The sequence below is a fragment of the Haloplanus natans DSM 17983 genome, assembly GCF_000427685.1.
GTDB classification, from domain to species: Archaea; Halobacteriota; Halobacteria; order Halobacteriales; family Haloferacaceae; genus Haloplanus; species Haloplanus natans.
Genome location: NZ_KE386573.1, coordinates 2,052,958 through 2,076,169, shown reverse-complemented (window position 1 = coordinate 2,076,169; position 23,212 = coordinate 2,052,958). Strand labels below are relative to the sequence as shown.

21 protein-coding genes, 1 tRNA gene and 3 pseudogenes are annotated in these 23,212 nt (G+C 61.2%); 13 read left to right on the top strand and 12 right to left on the bottom strand.

All coding sequences use genetic code 11. From position 1 onward, the window contains the following. Window positions 1-166: 166 nt before the first annotated feature. Both HALNA_RS12775 and HALNA_RS12770 read left to right on the top strand, forming a co-directional pair. Window positions 167-598: a chemotaxis protein CheW gene (locus HALNA_RS12775; RefSeq protein ID WP_049938061.1), complete on the top strand. Its 432-nt coding sequence runs from the start codon at window positions 167-169 to the stop codon at window positions 596-598. Window positions 599-787: 189 nt separating this feature from the next. Continuing rightward, a complete protein-coding gene (locus HALNA_RS12770; protein WP_049936740.1) occupies window positions 788-1,387 on the top strand; it encodes a HalX domain-containing protein in 600 nt (199 codons plus the stop codon). A gap of 16 nt (window positions 1,388-1,403) precedes the next feature. Here the strand turns inward: HALNA_RS12770 and HALNA_RS12765 are convergent, their stop codons facing one another. Further along, on the bottom strand, window positions 1,404-1,832 hold the full coding sequence (locus tag HALNA_RS12765; protein ID WP_049936739.1) for a universal stress protein: 429 nt from the start codon (window positions 1,830-1,832) through the stop codon (window positions 1,404-1,406). Window positions 1,833-1,944: 112 nt separating this feature from the next. Here HALNA_RS12765 and HALNA_RS12760 point away from each other — a divergent pair, with 112 nt between their 5' ends. After that, a complete protein-coding gene (locus tag HALNA_RS12760; RefSeq protein ID WP_049936738.1) occupies window positions 1,945-2,577 on the top strand; it encodes a halocyanin domain-containing protein in 633 nt (210 codons plus the stop codon). Here the strand turns inward: HALNA_RS12760 and HALNA_RS12755 are convergent. Next, the gene (locus tag HALNA_RS12755) at window positions 2,550-4,802 is read right to left on the bottom strand and encodes a PAS domain S-box protein (RefSeq protein WP_049936737.1); all 2,253 of its coding nucleotides are present in this window, start codon (window positions 4,800-4,802) and stop codon (window positions 2,550-2,552) included. The two genes, HALNA_RS12760 and HALNA_RS12755, sit on opposite strands and share 28 nt — an antisense overlap. Window positions 4,803-4,888: 86 nt before the next feature. Beyond that, window positions 4,889-5,812, bottom strand: coding sequence for a thiamine-phosphate synthase family protein (locus HALNA_RS12750; RefSeq protein WP_049936736.1), 924 nt, complete (start codon window positions 5,810-5,812; stop codon window positions 4,889-4,891). Window positions 5,813-5,915: 103 nt separating this feature from the next. Here HALNA_RS12750 and HALNA_RS12745 point away from each other — a divergent pair, with 103 nt between their 5' ends. After that, entirely contained in the window at window positions 5,916-6,260 is a 345-nt protein-coding gene (locus HALNA_RS12745; protein WP_049936735.1) for a cupin domain-containing protein, read from the top strand. Between the two features lie 154 nt (window positions 6,261-6,414). Here the strand turns inward: HALNA_RS12745 and HALNA_RS12740 are convergent, their stop codons facing one another. The 3 genes from HALNA_RS12740 to HALNA_RS12730 all read right to left on the bottom strand — a co-directional run bounded on the left by HALNA_RS12740 (window position 6,415) and on the right by HALNA_RS12730 (window position 8,691). Next, window positions 6,415-7,395 carry a tyrosine-type recombinase/integrase gene (locus HALNA_RS12740; protein ID WP_049938060.1) on the bottom strand — a complete coding sequence of 327 codons (981 nt, stop codon included), beginning with the start codon at window positions 7,393-7,395 and terminating at the stop codon, window positions 6,415-6,417. 38 nt (window positions 7,396-7,433) lie between these two features. Beyond that, window positions 7,434-7,808 (bottom strand): DUF5805 domain-containing protein, encoded by a 375-nt coding sequence (locus tag HALNA_RS12735; protein WP_049936734.1) that lies wholly within the window; start codon window positions 7,806-7,808, stop codon window positions 7,434-7,436. Window positions 7,809-7,989: 181 nt separating this feature from the next. Beyond that, a complete protein-coding gene (locus tag HALNA_RS12730; protein WP_049936733.1) occupies window positions 7,990-8,691 on the bottom strand; it encodes an SOS response-associated peptidase in 702 nt (233 codons plus the stop codon). A gap of 200 nt (window positions 8,692-8,891) precedes the next feature. Between HALNA_RS12730 and HALNA_RS21220 the strand changes: the two are divergent. The 4 genes and pseudogenes from HALNA_RS21220 (at window position 8,892) to HALNA_RS12720 (ending at window position 11,096) form a co-directional block, all read left to right on the top strand. Next, a pseudogene (locus HALNA_RS21220) lies at window positions 8,892-9,246 on the top strand (MarR family transcriptional regulator). Further along, window positions 9,243-9,593 carry a type II toxin-antitoxin system PemK/MazF family toxin gene (locus tag HALNA_RS12725; RefSeq protein WP_049936732.1) on the top strand — a complete coding sequence of 117 codons (351 nt, stop codon included), beginning with the start codon at window positions 9,243-9,245 and terminating at the stop codon, window positions 9,591-9,593. The pseudogene HALNA_RS21220 and the gene HALNA_RS12725 overlap by 4 nt, the downstream one beginning before the upstream one ends. Before the next feature lie 760 nt (window positions 9,594-10,353). After that, entirely contained in the window at window positions 10,354-10,767 is a 414-nt protein-coding gene (locus HALNA_RS19430) for a YbhB/YbcL family Raf kinase inhibitor-like protein (protein ID WP_245576031.1), read from the top strand. A 254-nt stretch (window positions 10,768-11,021) separates the two neighbouring features. Beyond that, a tRNA-Met gene (locus HALNA_RS12720) sits at window positions 11,022-11,096 on the top strand. A 19-nt stretch (window positions 11,097-11,115) separates the two neighbouring features. Here the strand turns inward: HALNA_RS12720 and hisI are convergent. Further along, window positions 11,116-11,493, bottom strand: a pseudogene (hisI, locus tag HALNA_RS12715) (phosphoribosyl-AMP cyclohydrolase). A 66-nt stretch (window positions 11,494-11,559) separates the two neighbouring features. Next, window positions 11,560-12,903, bottom strand: coding sequence for a ribonuclease J (locus tag HALNA_RS12710; RefSeq protein ID WP_049936731.1), 1,344 nt, complete (start codon window positions 12,901-12,903; stop codon window positions 11,560-11,562). Between the two features lie 384 nt (window positions 12,904-13,287). Between HALNA_RS12710 and HALNA_RS12705 the strand changes: the two are divergent. From HALNA_RS12705 to HALNA_RS12695, 3 genes and pseudogenes are all read left to right on the top strand, one after another. Continuing rightward, window positions 13,288-13,695: pseudogene (locus HALNA_RS12705) on the top strand (cation:proton antiporter domain-containing protein); the annotation flags it as partial. Window positions 13,696-13,733: 38 nt separating this feature from the next. Further along, window positions 13,734-14,630: an MFS transporter gene (locus tag HALNA_RS12700; protein WP_211226018.1), complete on the top strand. Its 897-nt coding sequence runs from the start codon at window positions 13,734-13,736 to the stop codon at window positions 14,628-14,630. Between the two features lie 151 nt (window positions 14,631-14,781). Further along, entirely contained in the window at window positions 14,782-16,179 is a 1,398-nt protein-coding gene (locus HALNA_RS12695) for an FAD-dependent oxidoreductase (protein WP_049936728.1), read from the top strand. Between the two features lie 66 nt (window positions 16,180-16,245). Here the strand turns inward: HALNA_RS12695 and HALNA_RS12690 are convergent, their stop codons facing one another. Beyond that, complete coding sequence (locus HALNA_RS12690) at window positions 16,246-16,488, bottom strand: amphi-Trp domain-containing protein (protein ID WP_049938059.1); 243 nt, start codon at window positions 16,486-16,488, stop codon at window positions 16,246-16,248. Between the two features lie 139 nt (window positions 16,489-16,627). Between HALNA_RS12690 and HALNA_RS12685 the strand changes: the two genes are divergently transcribed. Both HALNA_RS12685 and HALNA_RS12680 read left to right on the top strand, forming a co-directional pair. After that, window positions 16,628-17,038, top strand: coding sequence for an NUDIX domain-containing protein (locus HALNA_RS12685; protein WP_049936726.1), 411 nt, complete (start codon window positions 16,628-16,630; stop codon window positions 17,036-17,038). A gap of 123 nt (window positions 17,039-17,161) precedes the next feature. Continuing rightward, window positions 17,162-18,493 (top strand): APC family permease, encoded by a 1,332-nt coding sequence (locus HALNA_RS12680; RefSeq protein ID WP_049936725.1) that lies wholly within the window; start codon window positions 17,162-17,164, stop codon window positions 18,491-18,493. Between the two features lie 322 nt (window positions 18,494-18,815). Here the strand turns inward: HALNA_RS12680 and HALNA_RS12675 are convergent, their stop codons facing one another. The 3 genes from HALNA_RS12675 to HALNA_RS12665 form a co-directional block, all read right to left on the bottom strand. Continuing rightward, on the bottom strand, window positions 18,816-19,031 hold the full coding sequence (locus HALNA_RS12675; protein WP_049936724.1) for a hypothetical protein: 216 nt from the start codon (window positions 19,029-19,031) through the stop codon (window positions 18,816-18,818). Between the two features lie 67 nt (window positions 19,032-19,098). Continuing rightward, complete coding sequence (locus HALNA_RS12670; protein WP_049936723.1) at window positions 19,099-19,788, bottom strand: DUF7504 family protein; 690 nt, start codon at window positions 19,786-19,788, stop codon at window positions 19,099-19,101. A gap of 488 nt (window positions 19,789-20,276) precedes the next feature. Continuing rightward, window positions 20,277-22,193, bottom strand: a complete 1,917-nt coding sequence (locus tag HALNA_RS12665) for a beta-CASP ribonuclease aCPSF1 (RefSeq protein ID WP_049936722.1) — start codon at window positions 22,191-22,193, stop codon at window positions 20,277-20,279. Window positions 22,194-23,212 lie beyond the last annotated feature (1,019 nt).

Sequence of the window (23,212 nt, the reverse complement as noted above, 5' to 3'; positions counted from 1 at the left end):
GTCCGAACATCAGTCGATCGTTCGTTTCCGTAGAAGTGAAATAAATACACCGGCACGGTTATCAAATCGGATAATGCGACCAGTACGCTTAACCTCCGTTTGACCGACCGTGAGATATGGAGAGACGCGTTGGGAGGCCGGACGGATGCGGGGCGGAGGGGGAACGATGAGCGAGGCGACGGCTCGCACCCGCACCGTCCAGTTGCTCGAGTTCGAACTCGGCTCGGAGTCGTACGCGGTCGACATCGCTCACGTCGCCGAAATCGTCGACGTGAACGAACTCACCGTCGTCCCCAACTCGGCACCACACGTCGAGGGCGTGATGGATCTGCGTGGAAAGACGACGACTATCGTCGATCCGAAGGCGGTGTTCGGCATCGACGGTGACGGAGAACGCAAGCGGATCGTCGTGTTCGACCGCGAGCGGACGGTCGAAGGCAAGTCGGTCGGCTGGATCGTCGACGAAGTGGATCAGGTCGTCGAAGTCGAGGGCGACGACGTGGAAACGTCGCCCGTCGACGACGACGCCGTTCGTGGCGTCATCAAGCGCGACGACGACTTCGTCATCTGGGTCCGACCGACGGTTCTCGATGCGTAGTGCTCGTGACCGCGTCGCACCGGCCGGTGCCGCCGGGCAACGCGGACTCGTATCAGCACCGATAATTCGGCCAACAGCTTCATATGTTGGGAACCGAACCGAACAGTCGAAGACCCACCGGCGAGACGGTCCTCCGGTCGTGACGACTCGTGGCCGTCCACGCGCCCCATTCGAACACGGAGACCGATCATGACGACCACGCTCTCAGACGCGACGGTGCTCATCGTCGACGACGAGCAGTCGCTGGCGGATCTGTACGCCTACTGGATCGACGAGTTCGCCGAGGCACGGACGGCCTACGACGGCACCGAGGCACTGGAGCAACTCGACGACGACATCGACGTGATGTTGCTCGACCGGCGGATGCCCGGGCTGTCCGGCGACGAGGTTGTCGACGCCGTCGAGGACCGCGGCCTTGACGTGCGCGTGGTCATGGTAACCGCGGTCGACCCGGGGTTCGACATCGTCGACATGGGCATCGACGACTACCTCATCAAGCCCGTCGATCAGCCCGAACTCGTCGAAACCGTCGAGCGAATGGTCGTCCGGAGTTCGTACGACGACCAGTTACAGGAGAAGTTCCAACTCGTCGAAAAGAAAGTGACCCTCGAAGCGGCGAAGACCCCCCACGAACTCGAAGAGAGCGACGAGTACGCCGAACTGACCCGCCGGCTGGACGCCGTCGAGCGCGATCTCGACTCCGCCGTCCAGGAGTTCGACGACACCGACTTCACCGTTGCCTTCCGTGAACTGCCCGACGGCGGGCCGGTCGACTCGACCGAAGGCTGATACGGCCGACAGCCGACTACCGGACGACCGTCACCGGCACCGGCGACCGCCGGACCACCGATTCTGCGACGCTTCCGAGGAGGACGCGTGTGACACCCTTTCGGCCGTGACTCCCGATGACGATGCCGTCCATGTCTTTGTTCTCCGCCCACTCGACGATGGCGCGGGAGGGCATCCCGATCACCGTCTCCGTCGTTACGTCTATTCCGTACTCGGCCGCACGGTTCGACGCCTCGTCGAGCACGTTCTGTGTCCGCTCCTCTGCGTTCTCCTGAAGGTGTTCGAACGTGCTCGGGGCCGCCTCGATGGAGCCATAGCCCACGTCCGTCGGATCGATCACTGAGAGTAGCGTGATGTCGGCGTCGGGGTACTCCTCGAGGGCGAACTCGAGGGCGGCGTCTGCGGGATCGGATCCGTCTATCGGGACGAGCAGTCGTTTCACCATACTCCCCGTCCGCACGACACCCTGGTAAGCGTGTGGGATCGCTCCCCGTCGGTGGGAACCCGCCGCCGGTCGGGATAGTCAGGTTTTCGTAGGATGGCCCGCAACCCCCGGTATGGGAAGCGACCGTTCAGTCTCGCGACGCGGATTTCTGACGACCGTCGCGGGCACCGCGGCGACTGCGGCCGCCGCCGGCACCGCCACGGCCCAGGCGTCGTTCGACGGGTGGATGAGCGACGTGGGCAACTACAGCGAGGTGGCCGACGCGACCGGGCAGAGCGAGGTGACGATCACCGTCGGCGCCTCCGGCAACGGCGGAAACTTCGCGTTCGATCCGCCGGCCGTTCAGGTCGACCCCGGAACGACGATCATCTGGGAGTGGAACGGCCAGGGCGGGCAACACAACGTCGTCGCCGAGGAAGGCGGCGACTTCGAGAGCGAACTCGTCGCCGAAGCCGGCTTCACGTTCGAACAGACCTTCGACTCCGAAGGCACTATCAAATACTTCTGTCAGCCCCACCGCGCGCTCGGCATGAAAGGCGTCGTCGTCGTCGGCGCGATGCCCGACTCGGGCGGCGGCGGTGGTGGTGGCGGCGGCGGCGGCGGTGGCGGCGGCGCTCCCGGCGTCCCCGACAGCGCCAAATCCCTCGTCATTGCCCTGACGGCCGTCATGGGCTCCGTCCTCGGCCTGGCGTATTTCCTCATCCGCTACGGCGGCGACTACGGCGAAGAACTCGACAGCGCCTGAACGCCGGTGATTTCGAACCGGGCTCCACCAGTCTCGCTCTCGGTGACCGCTAGCTCCCAGCCGTGGGCTTCGACGGCGTCGCGGACGATGACGAGGCCGAGACCCGTTCCGTTCTGGTTCGTCGAGTATCCGGCTTCGAAGATCCGTTCGCGGTCGGACTCGGGGATGCCCGGTCCGTCGTCTTCGACGTAGAAGCCGTCCGGGAGGCTCCCGACGGTGATCGTTACGTCGTCGCGTTCGTCGGCCGTGTGTTCCACCGCGTTCCGAAACAGGTTCTCGAACGCCTGCCCGAGTCGGCTCTCGTCGGCCCGAACCGTCCCCTCGACGCGCACGTTCAGGGCGGCGTCCTCCGTCGCCACGTTCGCCCAGCATCGGCTGACGAACGACTCGATTTCTAGGGGAACGGGGTCGATATCCCGTCGCCCGTGGCCGGCGAGCGTCAGTAGGTCGTCGATCAGGCCGTCCATCCGCTCCAGCGCGGCGGCCGCGTCGTCGATGTGGGGGGAGTCGGACTCCTCACGCGCCCACGCGATCCGGCCGGCGGCGACGTTGAGTGGGTTTCGCAGGTCGTGTGAGACGACGCTCGCGAGTTCCTCGAGGCGGTCGTTCCGCCGTTCTAGCTCCCGTTCCCGTTCGATGCGGTCACTCACGTCTCGCGCGGTCGACAGGATCGCCGTTTCGCCGCGGTACGGAATGAGCGTGGCGTTGATCTCGACCGGGATTCGCTCGCCCGACTTCGTCTCGTGGACGGTGTCGAAGCGCTCGATCCGACCCTGTTCGAAGTCCTCGATCCGTTCGTCCTCGCTCTCGGCGTCGGCCGTCGGGTCGATATCCGCCGGCCGCATCGACAGGAGTTCGTCGCGAGTGTAGCCGAGGCGGTCGATCGCGGCTTCGTTGACGGCCTGAAACGTGTCGCCTTCGGTGCGGACGAAGACGGCTTCCGGAAACGCCTCGAACAGCTCCCGGTACTCGGCCCGCGACCGCTCGAGTTCGCGCTCGTATCGCTTCCGTTCGGTCACGTCGAGGAGCGTCCCCACGATGGCCGGTTCGCCGCGGTAGTCGATTCGGCCGCCGTGGACCTCGAACTCGATGTTCGAGCCGTCCCTGCGCTCCCCACGGAGCGTATACCGGAGGTCGTCGACCTCGCCCACGATGCGGCGGTCGATGTTCCGCCGCAGTTTCTCCTGGTCCGCTTCGATCACGAGGTCGAACGGCGTCACGCCCGACAGCAACTCCGCTTGGGTGTAGCCGAACATCGCCGCGAGCCGAGGGTTGACGTACTCGAACTCGCCGTGCTGGATGAGATAGACGCCGACGAGATTCCCCTCGACCAACCGTCGAAACTTCGCCTCCGACTCGCACAGGTCGGCACGGACCGCGAGGGTGTGGAGCGCGCTGGCCACGTCGACCCCGAGTTCCGCGAGGAGGTCGCGCTCGAACGCGTCGGTCGGGGCGCCGCCCGCCGACCTCACCGCGAGTACGCCGTAGCGATCCGATTCGTACTCGAGCGGGACGGCGATCACCGCCGCGTCCGCACCCGTCGAGACGGCGGGTTCACGCTCCGTCGCGGCGACTTCGACCGCGGGCACGGCGTCGAGGGCCACGTCCACCCTATCGCCGTCGGCCGCGGTGGCGAGCGATCGGACGGCCACGTCCGTGACCACACCGCCGTCGACGGTCGGCGTCCCGATGGCCGCCCAGGCGTACGGCTTCGCTTCGGCGAGTCGTTCACAGACCGTCCGCTCGGCGCCCGTCCCGTCGTCGGCCCGAACGAGCGCCTTGCTGACTTCGTGAGCGAGTTTCTGGAGCTGCTCGAATCGATCCGCCCGTGCGCGGTTCCGACGCTTCGAGACGGCCTGAACGATCCGGTTTGCCAAGAGCGCGTACTGGTCCGTGGCCGTCCCCTTCCGGACGTAGTCCGTCGCGCCGGCCGAGATGGCCTCGCTCGCGATTTCCTCGCTCCCCTTGCCGGTAAAGAGGACGAAAGGAAGCGTCGGCCACCGCTCGCGGACCGCTCCGAGCAGTTCGAGCCCGTCCATTCCGGGCATTTGGTAGTCGCTGACGAGACAGTCGAACGCCGACTCGGCGAGCCGATCGAGACTCGCGGACGGATCCGTCTCGGTCGTCACGTCGAGGCGGTCGTCCTCCCGCTCGAGCAGTTCCGCAGCGATGGCGGCGAAGTCGGCAACGTCGTCGACGAGCAGGACCCGAATCGGCGCGTCCATCGGCTGTTCTGGCAGATATTCGTGCCCGTGCCGTTTAGACTTAGGGGTGGCCGTCGGATCGCTACTGCGGCATACGGTACGGGCGGTCAGTTTCGTCCGTCGTTCGCGCGGGCGGCCAGTGCCGTCCCCGTCTCGACGGCGTCGACGGCGCTCGTCCCGAGGACGTACGTGATCGGTTCGATACCGAAGGCCCCCTCGTGGTAGACGATCCGGGGCACGCCCGACTCGAAGAGTGCGTCGAGGCGTCGGCGGCGGTCCTCGTACGCCGCGTCGAAGGCGACGGCCTCCATCCCCGCCGGGACCGCCGCTAGCAGGTTCTCACTCGTCGCGAGGTTGACCGCCCCCCGAACGCTCGGGTCGGCGGCCGTCGCCGCCAGAAGCGTCGTCGCCACGTGGTGGGACCCGCCGAACTCGGGGTTCGCGGGGACGTTTACGCCGCCCCGCATCGCGTGGATGCGCCCGGGGACGGCCGCCACGTCCGTCTCGTCGACCGCGTCCGGCAACGCCATCGCCACGTTCGTTCCCACGTTCGGGACGTGTGCTGGGACCCCCGTGGCGTTCGCGAACTGCCGGACCGCCCGACGAACGTTCGACAGCACCTCGCGTTCGGCCTGTATCCCGGAATCGCGCCCGCGCACGCAGAGATCACAGCCCATGCCCGAAAGTGCCGGCATCTCCTCCTCGTGGACCGCACAGATCGGCCCCCGATCCTCGAACGCCCGGACGAGTTCCAGCAGTTCGGCGAGGGCCTCGTAGTCGTCCATCGTGCCGGCGTCGAACCCCTCGGCGATCCGCTCGACCGTCGCCTGCAGCCGTGGTTCCTCGGCGAAGCGTTCCTCGACGTGTCGATCTCCCGAAAGGTACTGGCTCACCGCCGCCTGTGAGACGCCGAGACGGCTGGCTATCTCCCGCTGTGCGAACCCGCGATCCGATAGCTCGGCCGCCAGCATCGAACGCACCGTCGGCAAGAAGCGGTCGACGACGATTTCGCTCGGCAACTGCACCGTCACGGTTCCACCGTCCGCTGCCCGTGGGTCATGTGCCCTCACTCGGGTGGGCAGGCCTTATACTGTCGGCCCAACGCTTTAGACGGGACACGCCGAGGCCCCCCTCGTGCAACCGATATCCTTCGACGAGGCGGAGACGTACGAACCGGACGACGGCTGGCGCCGGGTGGCGATGGCCGGAAGCGACCGCTTCAGCTTCGAGTGGTTCGAGAAGCCGCCCGGTCACTCCTCGCCGATGCACGACCACGAGAACGAACAGGTCTGTCTCGTTCTACAGGGGGAACTGACCGTCTCGACCGACGACGACAGGGTGACCCTCGGGCAGTACGACTCCGTCCACCTCGACGCGTGGGAGACTCACCGCGTCGAGAACACGGGCGAGGAACGTGCCGTCGGCCTCGATGTCTTCGCACCGGGGCGCTCGTTCGACTTCTGGACCGGCCGCGACTGATAGTGTTTATTGTAACTGTTTACCGGTGGTTCGCCAGAACGGGTCGGCGAACCACCGGTACTGACTTACAATGATCACTATGAGACGGGCCGGCCCCGCCTTCGACTGAGCGGTCACGCCCGCATTTGATATAGCAATATGCGATTTATAGGATTCACGCGGACGGAGCCAGCTGGTAGATGTGGTCTTCGTAGGTACGGCGCACCCGATCGCCCCAGTCGTGGGTGTACGTGTCGATGATGTCACTCGCCACGTCGCCACGAAGGTATTTGACGATGCCGCGGTCACCGGTTCGGTCCCGGAGGTGGGTCGTGAAGAAATGCCGGAAGTAGTGGGGGGTTACGTTCTCCTCGGCGCCGCCGCCGTCGCGGTGCCAGCCCCGCTCGCGTGCGTGTGACTCCACCGTGTGGTGGACGACGTGGGGGGTGACGCGCTCGCCCCAGTCGTCGCGCGTGTTCACGAACAACGGCTCCGCCCGCGAGACGGGGTCGGGTCTGATCGCGAGCCAGCGACGCAGTGTCGTCCGCAACTCGTCGTCGACCGGGATCACCGTCGCGCGTTTGCGCTTGTTGGCCGCGGTCCGGCGTTCGCCCTCGATTTCGTCGCCGACGGCGCGGTCGGCCGCGACGAACAGGGCGTCGCCGCGGCCGTCGAGCTGTGGTCGGATCGACACGTCGAGGGCCTCCCGGGTCGCCGGAGTCGACACATCTCGCAGATCGAGGTTACAGAGCTCTCCGACCCGGATACCCGTCTTGAGCATCGTCACCAGGAGTGCGCGATCGAGAGGGTGGGTGACCCCTGCGAGAAAGTCGCGCATCTCGGGAATCGCGATTTCGCGACGCGTCGGATCGGTGTTGATGCGTTCGTCCATCTCCTCGGCAACGAGGGTCATCGGGTTGGCGTCGAACGTCCCGACCTGGGCCATGTAGGCGTAGAACCGGTGGAGGTAGGCGGCGTACGTCGCGACGGTGCTCTCGGCGACGGTGCCACGCAGGCGATGAATCCAGGCCATACAGTCCCGGTGTTCGGCTGTTGCCGGAGTGGTCCCCCGCTCGTCGGCGAGAAAGGTCTCGAAATCTCGGAGGACGCGTTCGTAGGCCGCTCGCGTCCGGTCGGTCTTCCCGTGGAAAGTCATATCCTGCAGGAAGTAGCCCACGGGGTCGTCGACGTCGCTCACGACTCCTCCACCAGCCGGTAGCCGCCGTGGCGGCCGCTGTACTGAACGGCGTTTGCCTCCTGGAGCGACTCTAGGGCCTCCTCCAGTCGGCCCTCGACGCCGTCGGTCACCGCTTCGAGCAGGTCGTCCCACGAACGGTGGTCTTCCCCGCTGAGGGCGTCTTTCACCTGGGGTTCGAGCCCCGAAGATACCTCTTCGTCGGGTTTCTCGCCGGAGGGATGCTCGGGCACGGCGAAGTCGCGGCGGCCGGCCTGTACCATCGTCCGGACGAACTCGCTTTGACTCATGCCGAGGCGGTCGGCGTGTTCGCGCCAGCGCTCCTTCTGGTACGGCGGCACGTACGTCTTCACCGGAACGGAGTCGTCTGCCATATCGGTCCCTCGACTGCCGATTACTTCAAAGTGGTCCTACACAGGGGGATAAAGGTCTTTATTTAGAATTGTAGCACCAAATTGGCACCCCGAAATGCCCATTATTTGTGTGTGCGTACCTGCTTTGCGTATCGATGTAGTTACTCGTTCACAAATATAAATACGGTCCGGTACTCCCCGTTCACGCCGCCTCGCCGACCCGTTCGACCAGCGACGGGTCGTCGTTCCGGGGGTCGTTGACGCGCGTCGAGACCGGGTAAGCGGTCAGGTCGTCGGAGGGGGACGGCTCACAGCAGTCGAGTGCCGCCTCGACCGATCCGTGGAGCCACGTGGACTCCTCGTCCGGGTCGAGGATGACGGCCATCCGGTGGTGGAGGTCGCTCACCAGATCATTCGGCTCCGTCGTCACGATGGCGAAGGAGTGAATGGGTTCGGAATCGTCCGACTCGCCACCACTCCCGAACTCGCTCAGTCCGGTCTGTCGCGTCGGGGGTTCCCACCGCGACCAGATCCCGGCCATCGCGAACGGGCGGTCGTCCTCGAACGCGACCCGGTACGGTCGCTTGCCCTCGTCCCGGCTCACCCACTCGTAGAAGCCGTCCGCCGGCACCAAGCACCGCCGGTGTTCGACCGCCTCGGCGAACGTTGGCTTCTCCGTGATCGTCTCCACCCGGGCGTTGATCGGCGGATTCGTGTCGTCGTCCGCCCACTCGGGCACTAACCCCCACCGTTGGCGGGCGAACCGATCGGGGTCCGTGCCGGTCACCACCGGCAGGTCCTGTCCCGGTGCGCAGTTGTAGCGGGGCTCGATATCCGGGGTCCGCGTCCCGAATCGGTCGGCCAACGCTTCGGCCGGCGTGAAGAGGGTGTACCGCCCACACATACCCTGTCCTTCGACCGGAGCGGGTTAAAGCGTCCGCCCCCGTCGATAAATCATATGTCGCTATACGGAAGCCGGCGGCAGAGGCTGGCAGTCTCAATGCATACGGTCCGCAACTCGCTTCGTGGCAACAGTGATTTCGATATTTTCGTTGCTTTCACTCCTAACGCTCTTTACAGCGGATGACGTACCTTCATTCAACGATGTCCATCGATCGAGACACTTTCGAGAACACGAAGAGCTCTCCGTGCCTGATCAAGTCCTTGGATTTCTCGCCGCCAATGAAAATCGGGCGTTCAAGGCCCGCAAAATCGCCTCTCAGATTGGCACCGACGAGGGCGCGGTCAGCACTGCACTCTCACGATTGAAAGACTGCGGTCTGGTCGAACACAAGGCGGCGTACTGGGCGATAACCGACAACGACGAGCGACTCGAGGGGTACAGCGGCTACGAACGGACGACTGCTCTGTTCAACGAGCAACTCGGCACAGAAGACAAGGAGTCTTGGCGCAAACACGCGCCCAGCGGGTCACTCCGAGTGTCGAGGATGAACAGTGACCAACGAAGAGACACCGATTTTCGAACGTGGCGACGTCGTCTACGGCGATGACCTGTTCAAAGGTAACGAGGACGCTCGGCCTTGGCTCATTCTTTCGAACCACGAAGGTCGTCCGTTCCACGGCGAGCAGTATATCGCGCTCACGCTGACGTCGAAATCATGGATGGATGGGCTCATCGAAATTCCCGAAGAGAGCTGGCTTCGTGGCGGTACGCCAGACGAGAGCCGGATCATTCCATGGAGTGTGCAATCGATCGGCCACGAGGACATCGATTTCTGGCAGGGTCGTCTGACGGATGATATCGTCGATAACGCGACTACTGCTCTCGTCAAAGAATTATGGTAGCTACTTTCGAGTACTCACGTCTCTACGCGTTACATCTTCTTTTGAGCGAAGTCTCAGCTTCCACTGTGCGTCAGTAGTTGAGAATAGTACTCTATTGAAAACGACAGATAGCGTCGAGATTGTTCCGTAACAGTTTGAGAACATGAGCGAAGACGAACTAGTTGATCGAGGGAAACGACAGGATATCATCGACGAGCGACGTGACGAGTACGCTCGTGATCTGTTGGTATAGTAGCCTTTGTAAGTCATGGCATACCTGATCGTATGTCGTCTGGCGATCAGGTGTGCAAACAGTTCCAAACGCTACTATGGTTCTCGACGAGGATCTTCAGCCACGTCAACCACGACAGATAGGATACAATCGATTCTCTAGAGGTCACAGATGACACGAAAACCGATATCGCTCATCCAAAACACGATTATCTCGTACCGCACAGCAGTCAAAGAGAGATACGTGAAGTCCTCGTCTGGCCGTTCGACTACACGATCGCCGTGCGGTAACTCGACAATTCCGCGGAGACGGTCCGAGAGCGTTACCCCCCCAAATTGAGACTAGTGAACTCGGTGATGTAGCTGCTGAACCCTCGAAGAAATTGATATGTAATCGAATTTCTACTGTCTCGTACAGTGATTGCTCTTAGCGGCTTACGAAGCTTTTTCAGTCGGTCATAGCATTCCTACATGTCTTTCGTATCGGGTTCGATACGCCAGACGGTGATGAGCATGACGGACCTGATCTTACGGAGTCCGGCCTTCGAGGATGGAGATACCAGATCGCTACGGATACGCGGCGGAGAACGTCAATCCGCCACTTGACATCGACGGTATTCCAGCGGGAACCGCTTCGTTGGTGTTGATCGTGGATAGTCCGAATCCCCGTTCTTCGAGGAAGGAGATCTGGAATCACTGGCTCGTGTGGGATATTCCCCCCACTCTGACCGAGATTCCCGAAGGGTGGGCTCCAGAGCAGGCGACAGAAGGACAGAATGATTTTGCAGAACACGGATACGGTGGACCCAACCCAACTGGACAAGAACAGACCTACCGATTTCGGCTCTACGCCCTCGAAACGACGCTCGGACTGCCGTCTACAACTGAGAAAGACGATCTCGTTGACGGGGTCGTCGGGGATATTCTCGATAAAACCAAGCTCGAGGGAACGGTTGCTCCATAGGTGCGCTGCTGACAATGGCTGACTCGACTGTAACCTGCCCCGACTGCAGTACCCAACAGGAGGTCGAGACCGACGAGTATGGAATTTTCACACTGGTGTGTGAGAATTGTGGCGCCCGTTCGAAAGGTGAATACACAGCTATATCCGGCGAGATTGTTTGGCGATGGACGCAGCTGGGCGACAAATCGAGGGACTAATTCCCACACGAAGACGACTTCTCAACGCTTATCCGCGACTTTCACAGAGGGGTATGTAGCGGGATAGGATAGCTCGGAGATTCCACCAGGCTCATGACCTGGAGATCGGTGGTTCAAATCCACCTCCTGCTATTTCGCACCGACAGAACCGTTATTCGTAGACATCGTCCGGATCAAAGACTTTCTCGCCGACGGTCTCGCCTTCGATCGTCCGATAGAAGCAGGAGCGATAGCCCGTGTGACATGCTCCACCTTCCTAGTCGATTCGATAGAGCAGTGCATCACCATCACAGTCGACGCGGATTTCTTTGACCCGTTGGACGTGTCCACTGGAGCCGCCCTTCTGCCAGAGTTCGTCGCGACTCCGAGAGTAGTAGTGAGCAAGCCCCGTGTTCTGGGTTGCGGCGAGCGCCTCCGGGGACACGTACGCGAGCATCAGCACATCACCCGTCTTGGCGTCCTGTGCAATCGCAGGAATTCGGCCATCTTCGCCGAAGTCGAGTTCGACGTCGAGGCGTTCGTCTTGCATATTCTCACGAGACGACGGACTCGGGGAACCAGTTGTTATTTTGCGAGTTGATGGGTTCGCGGGAAGTTAGACCAACTGGAGGATGTTCCCGTTCGAGGTGACGTGGAGATCACGACCCAGCTTGTAGCCCTGTTTTGAAGCGAGGTCGACGTAGCCGGAGAAGCCCTGCATGTCCTGATGGGCAGGGATGACGTGCTGTGGTTGGAGCGCGTCCAGCATCTCGTAGTGACCCTCCTGACGCAGGTGGCCGGAGACGTGGACGTCGTCGTAGATCCGCGCCCCTTGCATCCCGAGCAGCTTCTCGGACTGGTAGCGCTGGCCTTCGTTCGTCGGCTCCGGAATCACGCGAGCGGAGAAGATGACCTTGTCGCCGTCGTCGAGTTCGTAGGGAGTCTCGCCGCGACCCATCCGGGTGAGCATCGCTCGGGGTTCACCCTGGTGGCCCGTGACGACTGGGAGGAAATTCTCCTTGCCCTCGTCCATGATTCGGTTGAACGCGCGGTCGACTGACTTGCGGTGGCCGTACATCCCCAAGTCGTCCGGGAAGCTCGCCGCACCGATGCGCTCGGCCGTGCCGGAGTATTTCTCCATCGAGCGCCCGAGAAGGACGGGCTGGCGACCGATCTCCTCGGCGAATTCGACGAGGCTCGTAACGCGAGCGATGTGGCTCGAGAACGTCGTCGCGACGATCCCGCCGTCGTAGTCTTCGAGACTCTGGATGACGTCGTGGAGTTGCTCTCGGGCGACGGCTTCGCTCGGCGTTCGTCCCTTCTTGTTCGCGTTCGTGCAGTCCTCGATGTAGCAGAGGACGCCCTCCCCCTCGCGGCCGATCTCGCGAAACCGCTTCATGTCGATGGGGTCGCCGATGACCGGCGTGTGGTCCATCCGCTTGTCGAGTCCGTAGACGATGGCTCCCTCGGGCGTGTGGAGGACGGGATTGATCGCGTTGATGATCGAGTGCGTGACGTTGACGAACTCGAGTTTACACCGGTCGCCGATGGGCATCGTCTCGCCGGCGTCCATCTCGATGAGTTCGTTCTCGACGAGGAATTTGCTCTCGTCTTGAATCTCCTCTTTGACGAGTTCGAGCGTAAAGGGCGCAGCGACGATAGGGGCGTCGTAGCGATGTGCCAGTTTGCTGATGGCGCCGATGTGATCGAGGTGGCCGTGCGTCGGAACGATAGCCTGCACGTCGCCATCGAGGTCACTCATCACCCGGTCGTCCGGGATGGCACCCATGTCGATCAGGTCGAGCGAATGCATCTCCTCCGTCTGGAGGTTGTCGTGAACCAGTACTTGAGAAAGATTGAGGCCCATGTCGAAGACGACGATGTCGTCGCCGGCACGGACGGCCGTCATCTGGCGGCCGACTTCCTCGTAGCCACCGATAGTTGCGATTTCGATTTCCATAGTTGGGGTCCGATCAGAGCGATCCCAGAACTCGTCAAAGTCCGCCTGGTGAAGGAGAGCCGGTGTGACTCTGGCTTCGACGCCCCGTCCGGATCGGACCGTTCGTCGACGTGTCCAGAGTACACGACCTTCTCGGGGACAACGCGTGTTTCGGCTATGTGGTAACTGACTGCCTGGGCGTATATACCCGTGGATTTGGACTACCGAACTCGGCGTCGTCGACGACTGTCTCGCGGTCAGGAGTCCGTCAAGACACCGTTATCAAAAACACAAACAAATTGTCGATTTTCGATACATCCTCTGGATCCTTGCTCGAATCGCTGGACGGAGACTTCACGGCAGTTTTATACCGGGAGTGGTCCCGTCCAGATAGGTGCGATCCCTGTGAGTACCGGGTCCGGTTTGATTCCCCTCGTCGTGACCATCTTAGGGCTGGGTGTCGCCGCCCAGGTGTTAGCCGACCGGCTGGAAATCCCGAGCGTCCTCTTTCTCATTCTCGCCGGCATTCTCGTCGGTCCCGAGGGCCTCGACATCGTCGGTCTCGATGTTTTCGGTGGCCCTGAACCGCTCTCGGCCATCGTCGGTCTCTCGGTCGCGATCATCGTCTTCGAGGGTGCATTCCATCTGAAGCTCTCGAAACTGCGACAGACCCCTCATGAGGCCTTCCGACTGATCACTCTCGGGGCGGGTATCGCCCTTCTCGGCACGGCGATAGCCGTCCGACTGGCTCTGGACGCGTCGTGGGAACTGTCCTTTCTCATTGGTTCGCTCCTTATCGCCACCGGGCCGACCGATTCCTCCAAGGACTCGGTCTCACCGGCACGGGCCTGTTGAGCCTCGCCTTGGTTGGCGAACTCGCACCCAGCGACGGGCGCGCCAATCTCATCGGGAAGTACAACGCCTTCCGGATGGCCGCCGGTATCGCGGGGACAATCGGCGCCCGCATCCTCTTCGCGCTCACCGGGTTCGATATCCTGTTTGGGCTGCTGGCGATCCTCCTGATCATCGCCGCCGGAAGCGTCTGGCTGTTCGTCGACGGCGACGAAAACACTGTCACGGGCTTTGCGTTTACCGATCTCGCGGTGAATCGCCGGATCGTGACACTCACCAGCTTTCGCGCTCAGTACGCCGTGGCCGTGTCGCTCGTTCGGAATTGGGTGCCGATCTTCGTCGGTGTGTCGGCGGCCCAAGGCGGGCTGGCGTCCGGTACCGTCGTCGTTGGTGCAGTCCTTGCAGCGGAGAAGCTGACGAATATGCTCTGTCAGCCCATCGCCGGGCGCTTCTCGGATCGACAGGGTCGGGCGCTGTTCGTCTTTCTCGGCGGTGGCGCGTACGGGTTGATTGCGCTCGCGTTTCCGTTCGCTCCGTCGTTCGATGGCCTGCTCACGCTCTCCGTTCCGATGGCCGGGGAGATCACCAGCGCCGTCGTAGTGGCGCTGGTTCTCAACGCTCTTCTCGGGATCGCGGACGCGTTTCGAGAACCGGCGAGCATGGCGCTGTTCGCGGACGAGGGGAAAGGCGAGGGCATCACGAGTAGCTTCGGGGTCCGGTCACTCGTCTGGAAACCAGGGAGCGTCCTCGCTCCGTTGGTCGGTGGCTGGGTGATGGGCCAGTTCGGTATCGAGTGGGTGTTCTTTGCGGGTGGACTCGCCGCGCTGTCGGGCGTCGCGACGTTTCTCGGCATTCTGTCGTGGAATCACGGGTCGCGTGCACTCCATCGGTGGTAGCTACCCTGCTACGAGGAATGAGGTTCTGGACCCCGGTTCGATGAGACGTACTGTCGATACCTCTTCTCGTTAATTGTCGACCTCAAATCAGAGAAAATAATGAGTTATTAGTCTGGACTCTTACCGTGGACGTAGTCACCACGGAACAGCCATGGCAGGGAAATACGATCTGGTCATCGTCGGCGGTGGAATCAGTGGCGCGTCGCTGTTGTACACGACCGCGAAGTTCACGAATATCGACTCGATCGCGTTGATCGAGAAGGAGTCGGAGATTGCGGCGATCAACTCCCACCACACGAACAACTCCCAGACGCTCCATTTCGGTGATATCGAGACCAACTACACGCTCGAGAAGGCGAAAGACGTGAAAGAGGGGGCGGAGTTGCTCGCGGGCTACCTGGAGGCCCACGACCCCGATGACGAGATGCACGCCCGGCGGAGCAAGATGGTCCTCGCGGTCGGCGACGAAGAGGTGTCGGAACTCGAACGGCGGTACGACGAGGAGGGGTTCGGCGACCTCTTTCCCAAACTGCAGCCGATCGAACGCGAGGAGATCGCGGAAATCGAACCGAACGTCGTCGAGGGGCGCGATCCAGAAGTCGATCTCCTCGCACTCCAGACGCCGGATGGCTACGTCGTCGACTACGGTCGGACCACGACATCGTTCGTCGACCGTGCCTCCGAAGAACCCCACGTTGACGTCTACACCGGCACGGAAGTCACGGACGTGACGCCGACGCTCGATGGCTACACCATCGACACGACGGACGGCCGCTTCGACTGTGAGGCGGCCGTCGTCGCCGCCGGTTCCCACAGCCTCCAGATTGCGAAAGAGCTCGGCTACGGGGGGGACAAGGTGTTGCTCCCCGTCGCCGGGAGCTTCTTCCTCGCCGACGACCTCCTGAACGGGAAGGTGTACACCCTGCAGATGAAGAAACTGCCCTTCGCTGCGGTTCACGGCGACGCGGACGTCCACGATCCGAGCGTGACGCGGTTCGGCCCGACCGCGAAGCTCGTTCCGACGCTCGAACGCGGACGCCTCTCGACGGTGTCGGACTTCCTCGACGTATTCGGACTGAACGCGGCGGCGGCGCTCAGCTACGCCAACATCCTCTCTGATCGAGTACTCCTTCCCTACGTCCTGCGAAATCTCGTGTACGACCTTCCGGAGGTCGGTCCACGTCAGTTCCTCCCGAACGTCCGGAAGGTCGTGCCGAACGTCGAACTCGAGGATCTCGAACGGGCGACCGGCTACGGCGGCGTTCGACCACAGATCGTCGATACGAGCCAAAAATCCCTCGACATGGGCGAGGCGAAGATCATCGGCGACGACATCATCTTCAACATCACGCCGTCGCCGGGTGCCTCGACCTGCCTCAAAAATGCCATGCGAGACACGCGGACGCTACTCGAGTTCCTCGACGGCGACTACGCGTTCGACGAGACGGCCTTCCGTGCCGATACGATCGACAACTTCCCACGCGGTGACGCTGCTGACGGCCCCGCCGGGGACGACACCGTCGACGGGGTTCCTGCGACGGACGATTGACTCGGGATCCCGATCGGAGGGAGCAATAGATCGTACGAGGGCGTGTTCACGTGGCCGAGAAGCCGATCACTCCGTCCAGCGAAGTTCGTACTCGAGTTCGTATCGTTGCTCGCCCGTTTCCGAGTCCGTCAGTCGCTCTAGCTCCACTTCGAGCGTCGGCTCGTCCGGAATCGATACCGACTGCTCCTGTGTCGCGCTCGTTAGCTCCACCGTTCCGGACTCGATCTGTTCCGCGGCCGCGGTGAGCGTCTGTGCGATCTCCGATCGGGTGTGCACGTCTTCGGTCTTGAAGAGCTGTTCTTCAGGCATCATTTCAACTCGTGTTCCCCGACCGGAAATAGCACATTCGGCATTCCCGTCTCGTGGGAATCCGAGTCGGCATGCCGTCCACTACAACGCTCGGAAACGGGTCACGGATTCTTTGGGGTCCGTTCCCTGATCGTCTCGCATGGTCGAGGTTCGTGCCCTGACTACAGACGCAGTCGTCGAACTCGACGGAGACGTTCTCCTCCTCGAACGAAATCATCCCCCGTTCGAAGGATCGTGGGTGCTACCCGGTGGGCTCGTCGAGCGGAACGAAACCGCGCGAGAAGCGTGTGCCCGTGAAACGAAAGAGGAGGTCGGCCTCGATGTCTCGGTCGGGGCGTTCGTCGGTCTCTACGATGATCTCGACCGAGACGAACGCGGGAACGTGAGTGTCGCCTATCGCTGTACACCTCTCGGTGAGCAAACACCGACACCTCGCGAGGAGGCCTCCAGAGTCGAGACGTTCGATCCCGAAAATCTCCCCGAGATGGGCTTCGATCATGAACGGATCGTCACCGACGCGCCGTGTGAGAGGGAGCATCGGTTCTGTTGATAACTCGTTACGATAGTGCTGAATACACAGCGCGAGTCGGTCAGGAGAACTTGGCTGACGGAATCATCCAAATTGTAGAACCATATCAAACTTTTACCGAACAGAGTAAGACATTCTCCGAGTATGGTCGAAAATCTCGGGCTGAAGGAGGTGGTGGCGATGGGTGTGGGCGGGATGGTTTCCGGCGGTATATTCGCTGCTCTTGGGGTTGCGATGCAGCAAGCCGGTAACGCTGTCCCGATATCTTACATCCTCGCTGGCGGTATCACGCTTTTGACCGCCTACTCGTACATCGAGCTCACGGTTTATTTCGGGGAGAATGGGGGTGCGTTCTCATTCATTGAACACGTTGTTGACAACACCCACATAGCAGGATTCTTCGGTTGGGTTCTGATCACTGGTTACGTCGGGACTATGGCCATGTACGCGTTCGCTTTCGGGGCGTACTCGGTGGGGCTTCTTGAAGATGTACTGAATGTCGGTCTCTCTTGGTTTGCACGTCCTGCGATATCGGTGGGTGTCGTGGCGTCTCTCATTGGTATAAACCTAGTGGGAGTGCGGGAGTCGGGATTCCTTCAGGACATCCTGGTATACATCAAGGCCGCGTTTTTGCTCGGGATCGCGGTTCTCGGCGTACTGGCATTCCAGGGAGATTTCCCGGATTTTGCCAGTTTCTTCAATAAGGGCCCGATTAGCCCGATAACCGGATTCGCAATCATCTTCGTGTCCTACGAAGGATTCCAACTCCTGACTTATGACTATAATGAGATCGAGAATGCTACCAAAAACCTTCGCCGTGGAATGTACATTTCGATTGTTACTGCCATTGTCATTTACGTCTCGGTATCTTTTATGGCCACTCTCCACCTCACACCCACGATGGTGCAGAAATACGGAGAGTACGCCCTAGCAAAGGCGGTTGTGCCGTTCCTCGGCAGTATCGGTTTCGTGGTGGTCGTAGTTATCGCAATCCAGAGCACAGGATCGGGTATCAACGCCACATTATTCGGGTCGTCACGGCTCGCACACCGTATCGCAACCGAGAACGAACTTCCGCGGCTTTTCTCGTTCAGGAACAAGAAGGACATCCCTACGTACGCACTCCTCGTTATAGGAGGGTTGACCGCAGTTCTTACAGCGGTTGGTAGTCTGAAACAGATAGTCGAATTCGGGTCCATAGCCTTCCTCATAGCAGACAGCGCCGCCAACTATACCGCACTCCGCCTCGCCAAGGAAGCCGGAATCCGCAGGAGTATCCCCCTGATCGGTTTCCTAGGAACGGTAGTCGCTCTCCCGCTTGTGCTCTATCACCTCTACACCACGGAGTTCCATATTCTCGTCTCAATCGTCGGAATTTTCATCGCTTTGATTTTTCTAGAATTCCTCTACATCGAGCGGGAGAAGTTTGAATGGGCTGTTAAAAGCGTGGAGGAAGAGAGTCACCGGAAGTCGTGAAGTCTCAGTGATTCTCAACTGAATTCGTAGACCTACAATAGCATTCATTCGACTTTGCTAGATTAGCCAAAGTCGAACATCCAGTGTTTGATAGAGATGCTTGACCCCTCCAGAAATCGAATCACCACTAACCGAGTAAAATGTAGACGGTTGGTCTGCTGAATAGAACCTCTCTACTCAGCACGCCATTTGTGTCAACCGCTGAGGTTTCAACGGAGCCAGATTATCGTCACGGTCGATAGATTCTCGCCGGAACGGTCCGGCGAGAACCTCTGATGACTTCCGACGCTCCCTATGAATGACGTGCAATGACTTACAAACGCTACTGTAACCGCTGCGAGAGCGTCTCGACAAACGACTCCGCGCCCTCAGCGGCCTCTTCTACTGTGTCGTACTCGTCGACGGGGTAGTCGTGTCGAACGTGCGTCGACGCTGGATCGATCGTCGATAGCCGTAGTGCGAATTCCCCGGTGTCCGTCCTCGATGTTATCGAGAGGACAAATGCCGTTTCATCAGTTGTTTCGTGCTGATACTCCATTACTGCGGCGCCATACCGTGTTTTATCGTGCCGTTCGGTCCACTCCGGTGGAAGGCCACTGTCGCCCTTAGTCACCCGTCTCACCGCCGGGAGCGAATTTGCCGTGACGACTTCCAGTCGGCTGATAGTCGAAGGCGAGGCGGTCCGGAGCGGGCTGGGTAACCCAGAGCACGCCGTCGACCAGATCTGCAATCGCCGTCATCGTCGCTTCGTCGTGAGCGGTGTAGTCGATCCCGAGGAGGGCGAGCCCGGTCTCCGAGCGAAGGCCAGTGATTCGGTCGAGCACCGTACTCAGCTGATCGACGGACGACGCTGCGAGAATCGGTGTGAGAGAACGGACGACGAGGTGACGCGCCCCTCTCGTCGGCGGTGTCGTATCGACGAGATTCGAGAGGGCCATCACCAACCGTTCGAGGTCACTCGCCGAGGGCGTGAAAACGACCGGTATCTCGTCGTAGACCGCCGAGACGGACTGCTGTACGGAGACCGTGTCGACGATCCGGAGCGACGGTCGCTCCGAATCGACACCGAGGGTGTCATAGGCTTCGATGGTCCGATCGGCGCTCTCCGTCGTCGTGACGACGAAGGCCGTATCCTCTGCTGTCCCCTGCGCACAGAGGATACGGAGACCCACGGCGTACTGGGATGGAGCACCGGCACTGGCGACGAAGACGGTCGATCCGCCACGGAGGTTCTCTGGAAGCGGATCGACCTGCACGGCCTCTCTGTCGACGACACTGTCGGCGTTTTCGCCCATCAGTCAGCTCTCCCCACGCGGACGAGGATTGCTCGCAGATTCCGTAAGCTGGGATACTGTCTGCCCCGGGTAGTATCGGGCCTCACAGGCTGGACAGTGAGCGATCCGAACCGGTCCTTGCCAGTTTGTCGAGACGGGGAGATCCCGTACGTGTACTGTCTGTTCAACGAGTTCCGTGCCACAGTCCGCGCAGGGCATATCTGTTTCGTTCATGGATGGTGTCGTGGGTCGTACCCGACCCCGTCGGAGAGACCCAGGGCCACCGCCGACGGTCGACATCCGGCACGGCGCATCTCGGAGCAGTGCCATCGATGGACGCCCCCGCAGTGGCGGCGAACCGATGGGCGAGCGAAGAAAGGACGGGACGGAGCCCTTAGTATGGAAAGAATTGCTCCGTCTGGAATAAATAGGTTTCGCATGATCTGCCCCAAGGAGTGGCCAATCAACCGTGGGACGCTCGATCCCCTCGTGCCTAATACACGGGTACCTCAATCGAATCGGAACGTTTCCATATTTTTCGGCGCGTACGTTCGGATGTCGAATTTCTGGTACAGACCGGACGAGAGCTGGTCCGTCGACGATTCGTCCCCGTGAACACAGAGGATCTCTTCCGGCCGGGGATGCATCGTCTCCACGAACTTCTCGAGCCCGTTCCGGTCTGCGTGCCCCGAAAAGCCGCTGACGGATTCCACGTCGAAGCGTAGCGTCAGCTGTTCGCTGCGACTCCCCCGGTCGCTAAACGGAATCTCCCGACGGCCGCTCTGGATTCGCCGTCCGAGCGTCCCCTGTGCCTGATAGCCGACGAAGACGAGCGTGTTCTGTGGGTCTCCCCCAAGCAGTTCCAGCCACGACATGATCGGGCCGCCCGTCACCATCCCGGACGTCGAGAGGATGATGCAGGGCTCGCCACCGGCGATGTCCTCTCGCATCTCCTGGCCACCGTCGACCTGTTGGAACTGGTCGGCGAGAAACGGGTTTTCGTCGTCGTGCAGAATGCGCTGTCGCAGTCCGTCTCGGAGGAACTCGGGATAGGCCGTGTGAATCGCCGTCGCCTCGCGAATCATGCCGTCGAGATAGATCGGCATCGTGGGGAGCCTCCCCTCTCGCATCGCTTCCTCGAGGACGAGCATGAGTTCCTGCGATCGACCGACGGCGAACGCTGGTATGACGACTTTCCCGTCCTGCTCGTACGTGTCGTTGATCAACTGGATGAGCTTGCGCTCGCTGTCTTCCTGATCCGTCTGATAATCGTTGCGTCGTCCGTACGTCGACTCCATGATGAGCGTCTCCACGCGAGGGAAATCGTTCGAAGCGCCGTTGAACAGTCGGGTATCCGTGTAGTGAACGTCGCCCGAGAAGACGACGTTGTGGAAGCCCTCGCCGACGTGGAAGTGTGCGACTGCGCTTCCGAGGATGTGGCCGGCGTTGTGGAACGTGAGTTTGATGTCCGGCGCGATGTCGGTGACGTTGCCGTAGTCGACGGTGATCGTGTGCTTGAGTTCCTTACGAACCATCGCGCTCTCGTACGGTGGGGTTCGCCCCTCTTTGGCTGCAACGTCGAGATAGTCGAGTTGGAGCAGGCCCATCAGGTCACGAGTAGCTTGGGTCGTGTACACGGGCCCGTCGTATCCGTATTTGAACAGGAGCGGGAGCAAGGCGCTGTGGTCGAGATGGGCGTGAGTCAGGACGACTGCGTCGAGGTCTGGGATCGGATTGGCCTCCGGAATCTGGAGATATGGAACCTCGCCTTCTGCCCCGGGTTTGTCACCGCAGTCGACGAGAATCCGCGTTTCGGGGGTACTGAGGATGAAACTCGCTCGGCCAACCTCGCGACAACAGCCGAGTGTCGTGACGCGAACCCACTCGGTGTCGTGTGTCGGTTCGCGGTGGATTTGATCGCCGACGCGTTCGAGAAACTCACGACGCTCGTCGCGCTCCTCGATCAGGAAGTTCCGGACGTTATCGACCGTCGACGACTCCATCGGCGGCGTGCGGAGGACTTCGGGGGTCCACCCGACTTCCTGCGTGATCTCTCGAAGCGTGCTCGCACGACGGCCGATGACGAGTCCGGGCTTTTCTGCTTCGATCAGGACCTCTCCCGTCGTCGGATAGAACTGCAGGTTCGTGATGCCCGCATCCTCCGGGATGAGATCTAGAATTTGGGGTTTTGCTTCGGCCGGACTTGCCTGTGTTCCCGCAGCCGGTCGGACGGTGATTCGTTTTCGAACGGTGCTCGCCAACGTCCCGATCAATCCCTCCCGCTCGGCGAACTTTCGGGGCGTTTCGGTGTAGATGACGAGTTCTGGCCCTTCATACGTTACTCGTGAGACGTTCAGGTCGTCCGGGATCTCTGCCTCTACCTGGGCGCGAACGGTATCCAACGGGCTGTCGTCGTCAGAACTCATATTTTGGCGAGAGTACGAACGGTGAACGGGACACTGTGCGACGGATACGGCCGTCTCCCGACCGGGATGGCGGTTGACGGGTGGACTCCATGAGCATATATTTTCGAGTGACGGGAGACATGCACGCTGACCGGTACTCCTCCGATACGTTTGCGGTGCCGAGATAGGGGAAACCGATACAGCGCACTCTCCAGCGTGCGAACGGATGAAATCGTTCGATTGAGACTACCCGAGGGGCAGTATAAACCTTTTCCGACCCCTCTCTCGGGGCGCCAGATCAGCTGTCGGGAGCAGAAATCCCAACGATTAAGCGCTCCAAAGATGTACGAGAGGGTGTCATAACCTTTCGGAGCCGCAAGAGTGTGCCGAGATTCGGGGATATCGCCCGATGAGGCCATCGCGGCTGAGGGCACGCACAGACCGCCACCGGTGAATCGATCCGCAGGCACACCGTGGGCCCCACGGACGCCATACGTGGGAACGACCAGCTTGGAGGTCCACCGGGAGTTGCTCCCCGGCCCGGACCTGCTTTTGCTCTTTCAGCTATCAGAATTGGCTAATAACTTCTCGCGGGCCGAAATGACGTTTGAATCGAATACCTTCGTGTGATGAGTTCATGCTCTGTGTTTCGAACGAAGAATCGGGGCGGACCTGAGTAGGTCCGCGTACGTCTGCACCAGTCGGCCGAAGCCGGGCATTACCTTCGGAACCAAGTCGCATCGGTGCATCGTAGTTACGGGAAGCACCCCCTTGCTGACATCCTCCCACGACTAAAGCCGTGGGGTTCCTGGTCACAGACCGGGCAGTCCACGGTGGGAGGTTCCCCACTCGTAGGCGGTGGGGTTGTGGGCCGTGCCAGTACGGCCCCCGGCCGGGATAGTGGGCTTCATCTACCTCCGCGCGGAGTGCGTATCCGTACCCCGGACTCGGCATTACAACCGACGAGCGCCGGTACAATCAACGTTTTGCCGGCTGTCGGCTTCATCCCACGACTGAACTCGTGGGCTTTCGCCTCGAAA

Coding starts and splice junctions, on each gene's coding strand:
- HALNA_RS12685 (WP_049936726.1), top strand. CDS start 16,628: ATGGTCGAGGTTCGTGCCCTGACTACAGACGCAGTCGTCGAACTCGAC.
- HALNA_RS12755 (WP_049936737.1), bottom strand. CDS start 4,802: ATGGACGCGCCGATTCGGGTCCTGCTCGTCGACGACGTTGCCGACTTC.
- HALNA_RS12760 (WP_049936738.1), top strand. CDS start 1,945: ATGGGAAGCGACCGTTCAGTCTCGCGACGCGGATTTCTGACGACCGTC.
- HALNA_RS12690 (WP_049938059.1), bottom strand. CDS start 16,488: ATGCCTGAAGAACAGCTCTTCAAGACCGAAGACGTGCACACCCGATCG.
- HALNA_RS12770 (WP_049936740.1), top strand. CDS start 788: ATGACGACCACGCTCTCAGACGCGACGGTGCTCATCGTCGACGACGAG.
- HALNA_RS12680 (WP_049936725.1), top strand. CDS start 17,162: ATGGTCGAAAATCTCGGGCTGAAGGAGGTGGTGGCGATGGGTGTGGGC.
- HALNA_RS12675 (WP_049936724.1), bottom strand. CDS start 19,031: ATGGAGTATCAGCACGAAACAACTGATGAAACGGCATTTGTCCTCTCG.
- HALNA_RS12740 (WP_049938060.1), bottom strand. CDS start 7,395: ATGACTTTCCACGGGAAGACCGACCGGACGCGAGCGGCCTACGAACGC.
- HALNA_RS12670 (WP_049936723.1), bottom strand. CDS start 19,788: ATGGGCGAAAACGCCGACAGTGTCGTCGACAGAGAGGCCGTGCAGGTC.
- HALNA_RS12735 (WP_049936734.1), bottom strand. CDS start 7,808: ATGGCAGACGACTCCGTTCCGGTGAAGACGTACGTGCCGCCGTACCAG.
- HALNA_RS19430 (WP_245576031.1), top strand. CDS start 10,354: ATGGAGATACCAGATCGCTACGGATACGCGGCGGAGAACGTCAATCCG.
- HALNA_RS12710 (WP_049936731.1), bottom strand. CDS start 12,903: ATGGAAATCGAAATCGCAACTATCGGTGGCTACGAGGAAGTCGGCCGC.
- HALNA_RS12730 (WP_049936733.1), bottom strand. CDS start 8,691: ATGTGTGGGCGGTACACCCTCTTCACGCCGGCCGAAGCGTTGGCCGAC.
- HALNA_RS12765 (WP_049936739.1), bottom strand. CDS start 1,832: ATGGTGAAACGACTGCTCGTCCCGATAGACGGATCCGATCCCGCAGAC.
- HALNA_RS12695 (WP_049936728.1), top strand. CDS start 14,782: ATGGCAGGGAAATACGATCTGGTCATCGTCGGCGGTGGAATCAGTGGC.
- HALNA_RS12775 (WP_049938061.1), top strand. CDS start 167: ATGAGCGAGGCGACGGCTCGCACCCGCACCGTCCAGTTGCTCGAGTTC.
- HALNA_RS12665 (WP_049936722.1), bottom strand. CDS start 22,193: ATGAGTTCTGACGACGACAGCCCGTTGGATACCGTTCGCGCCCAGGTA.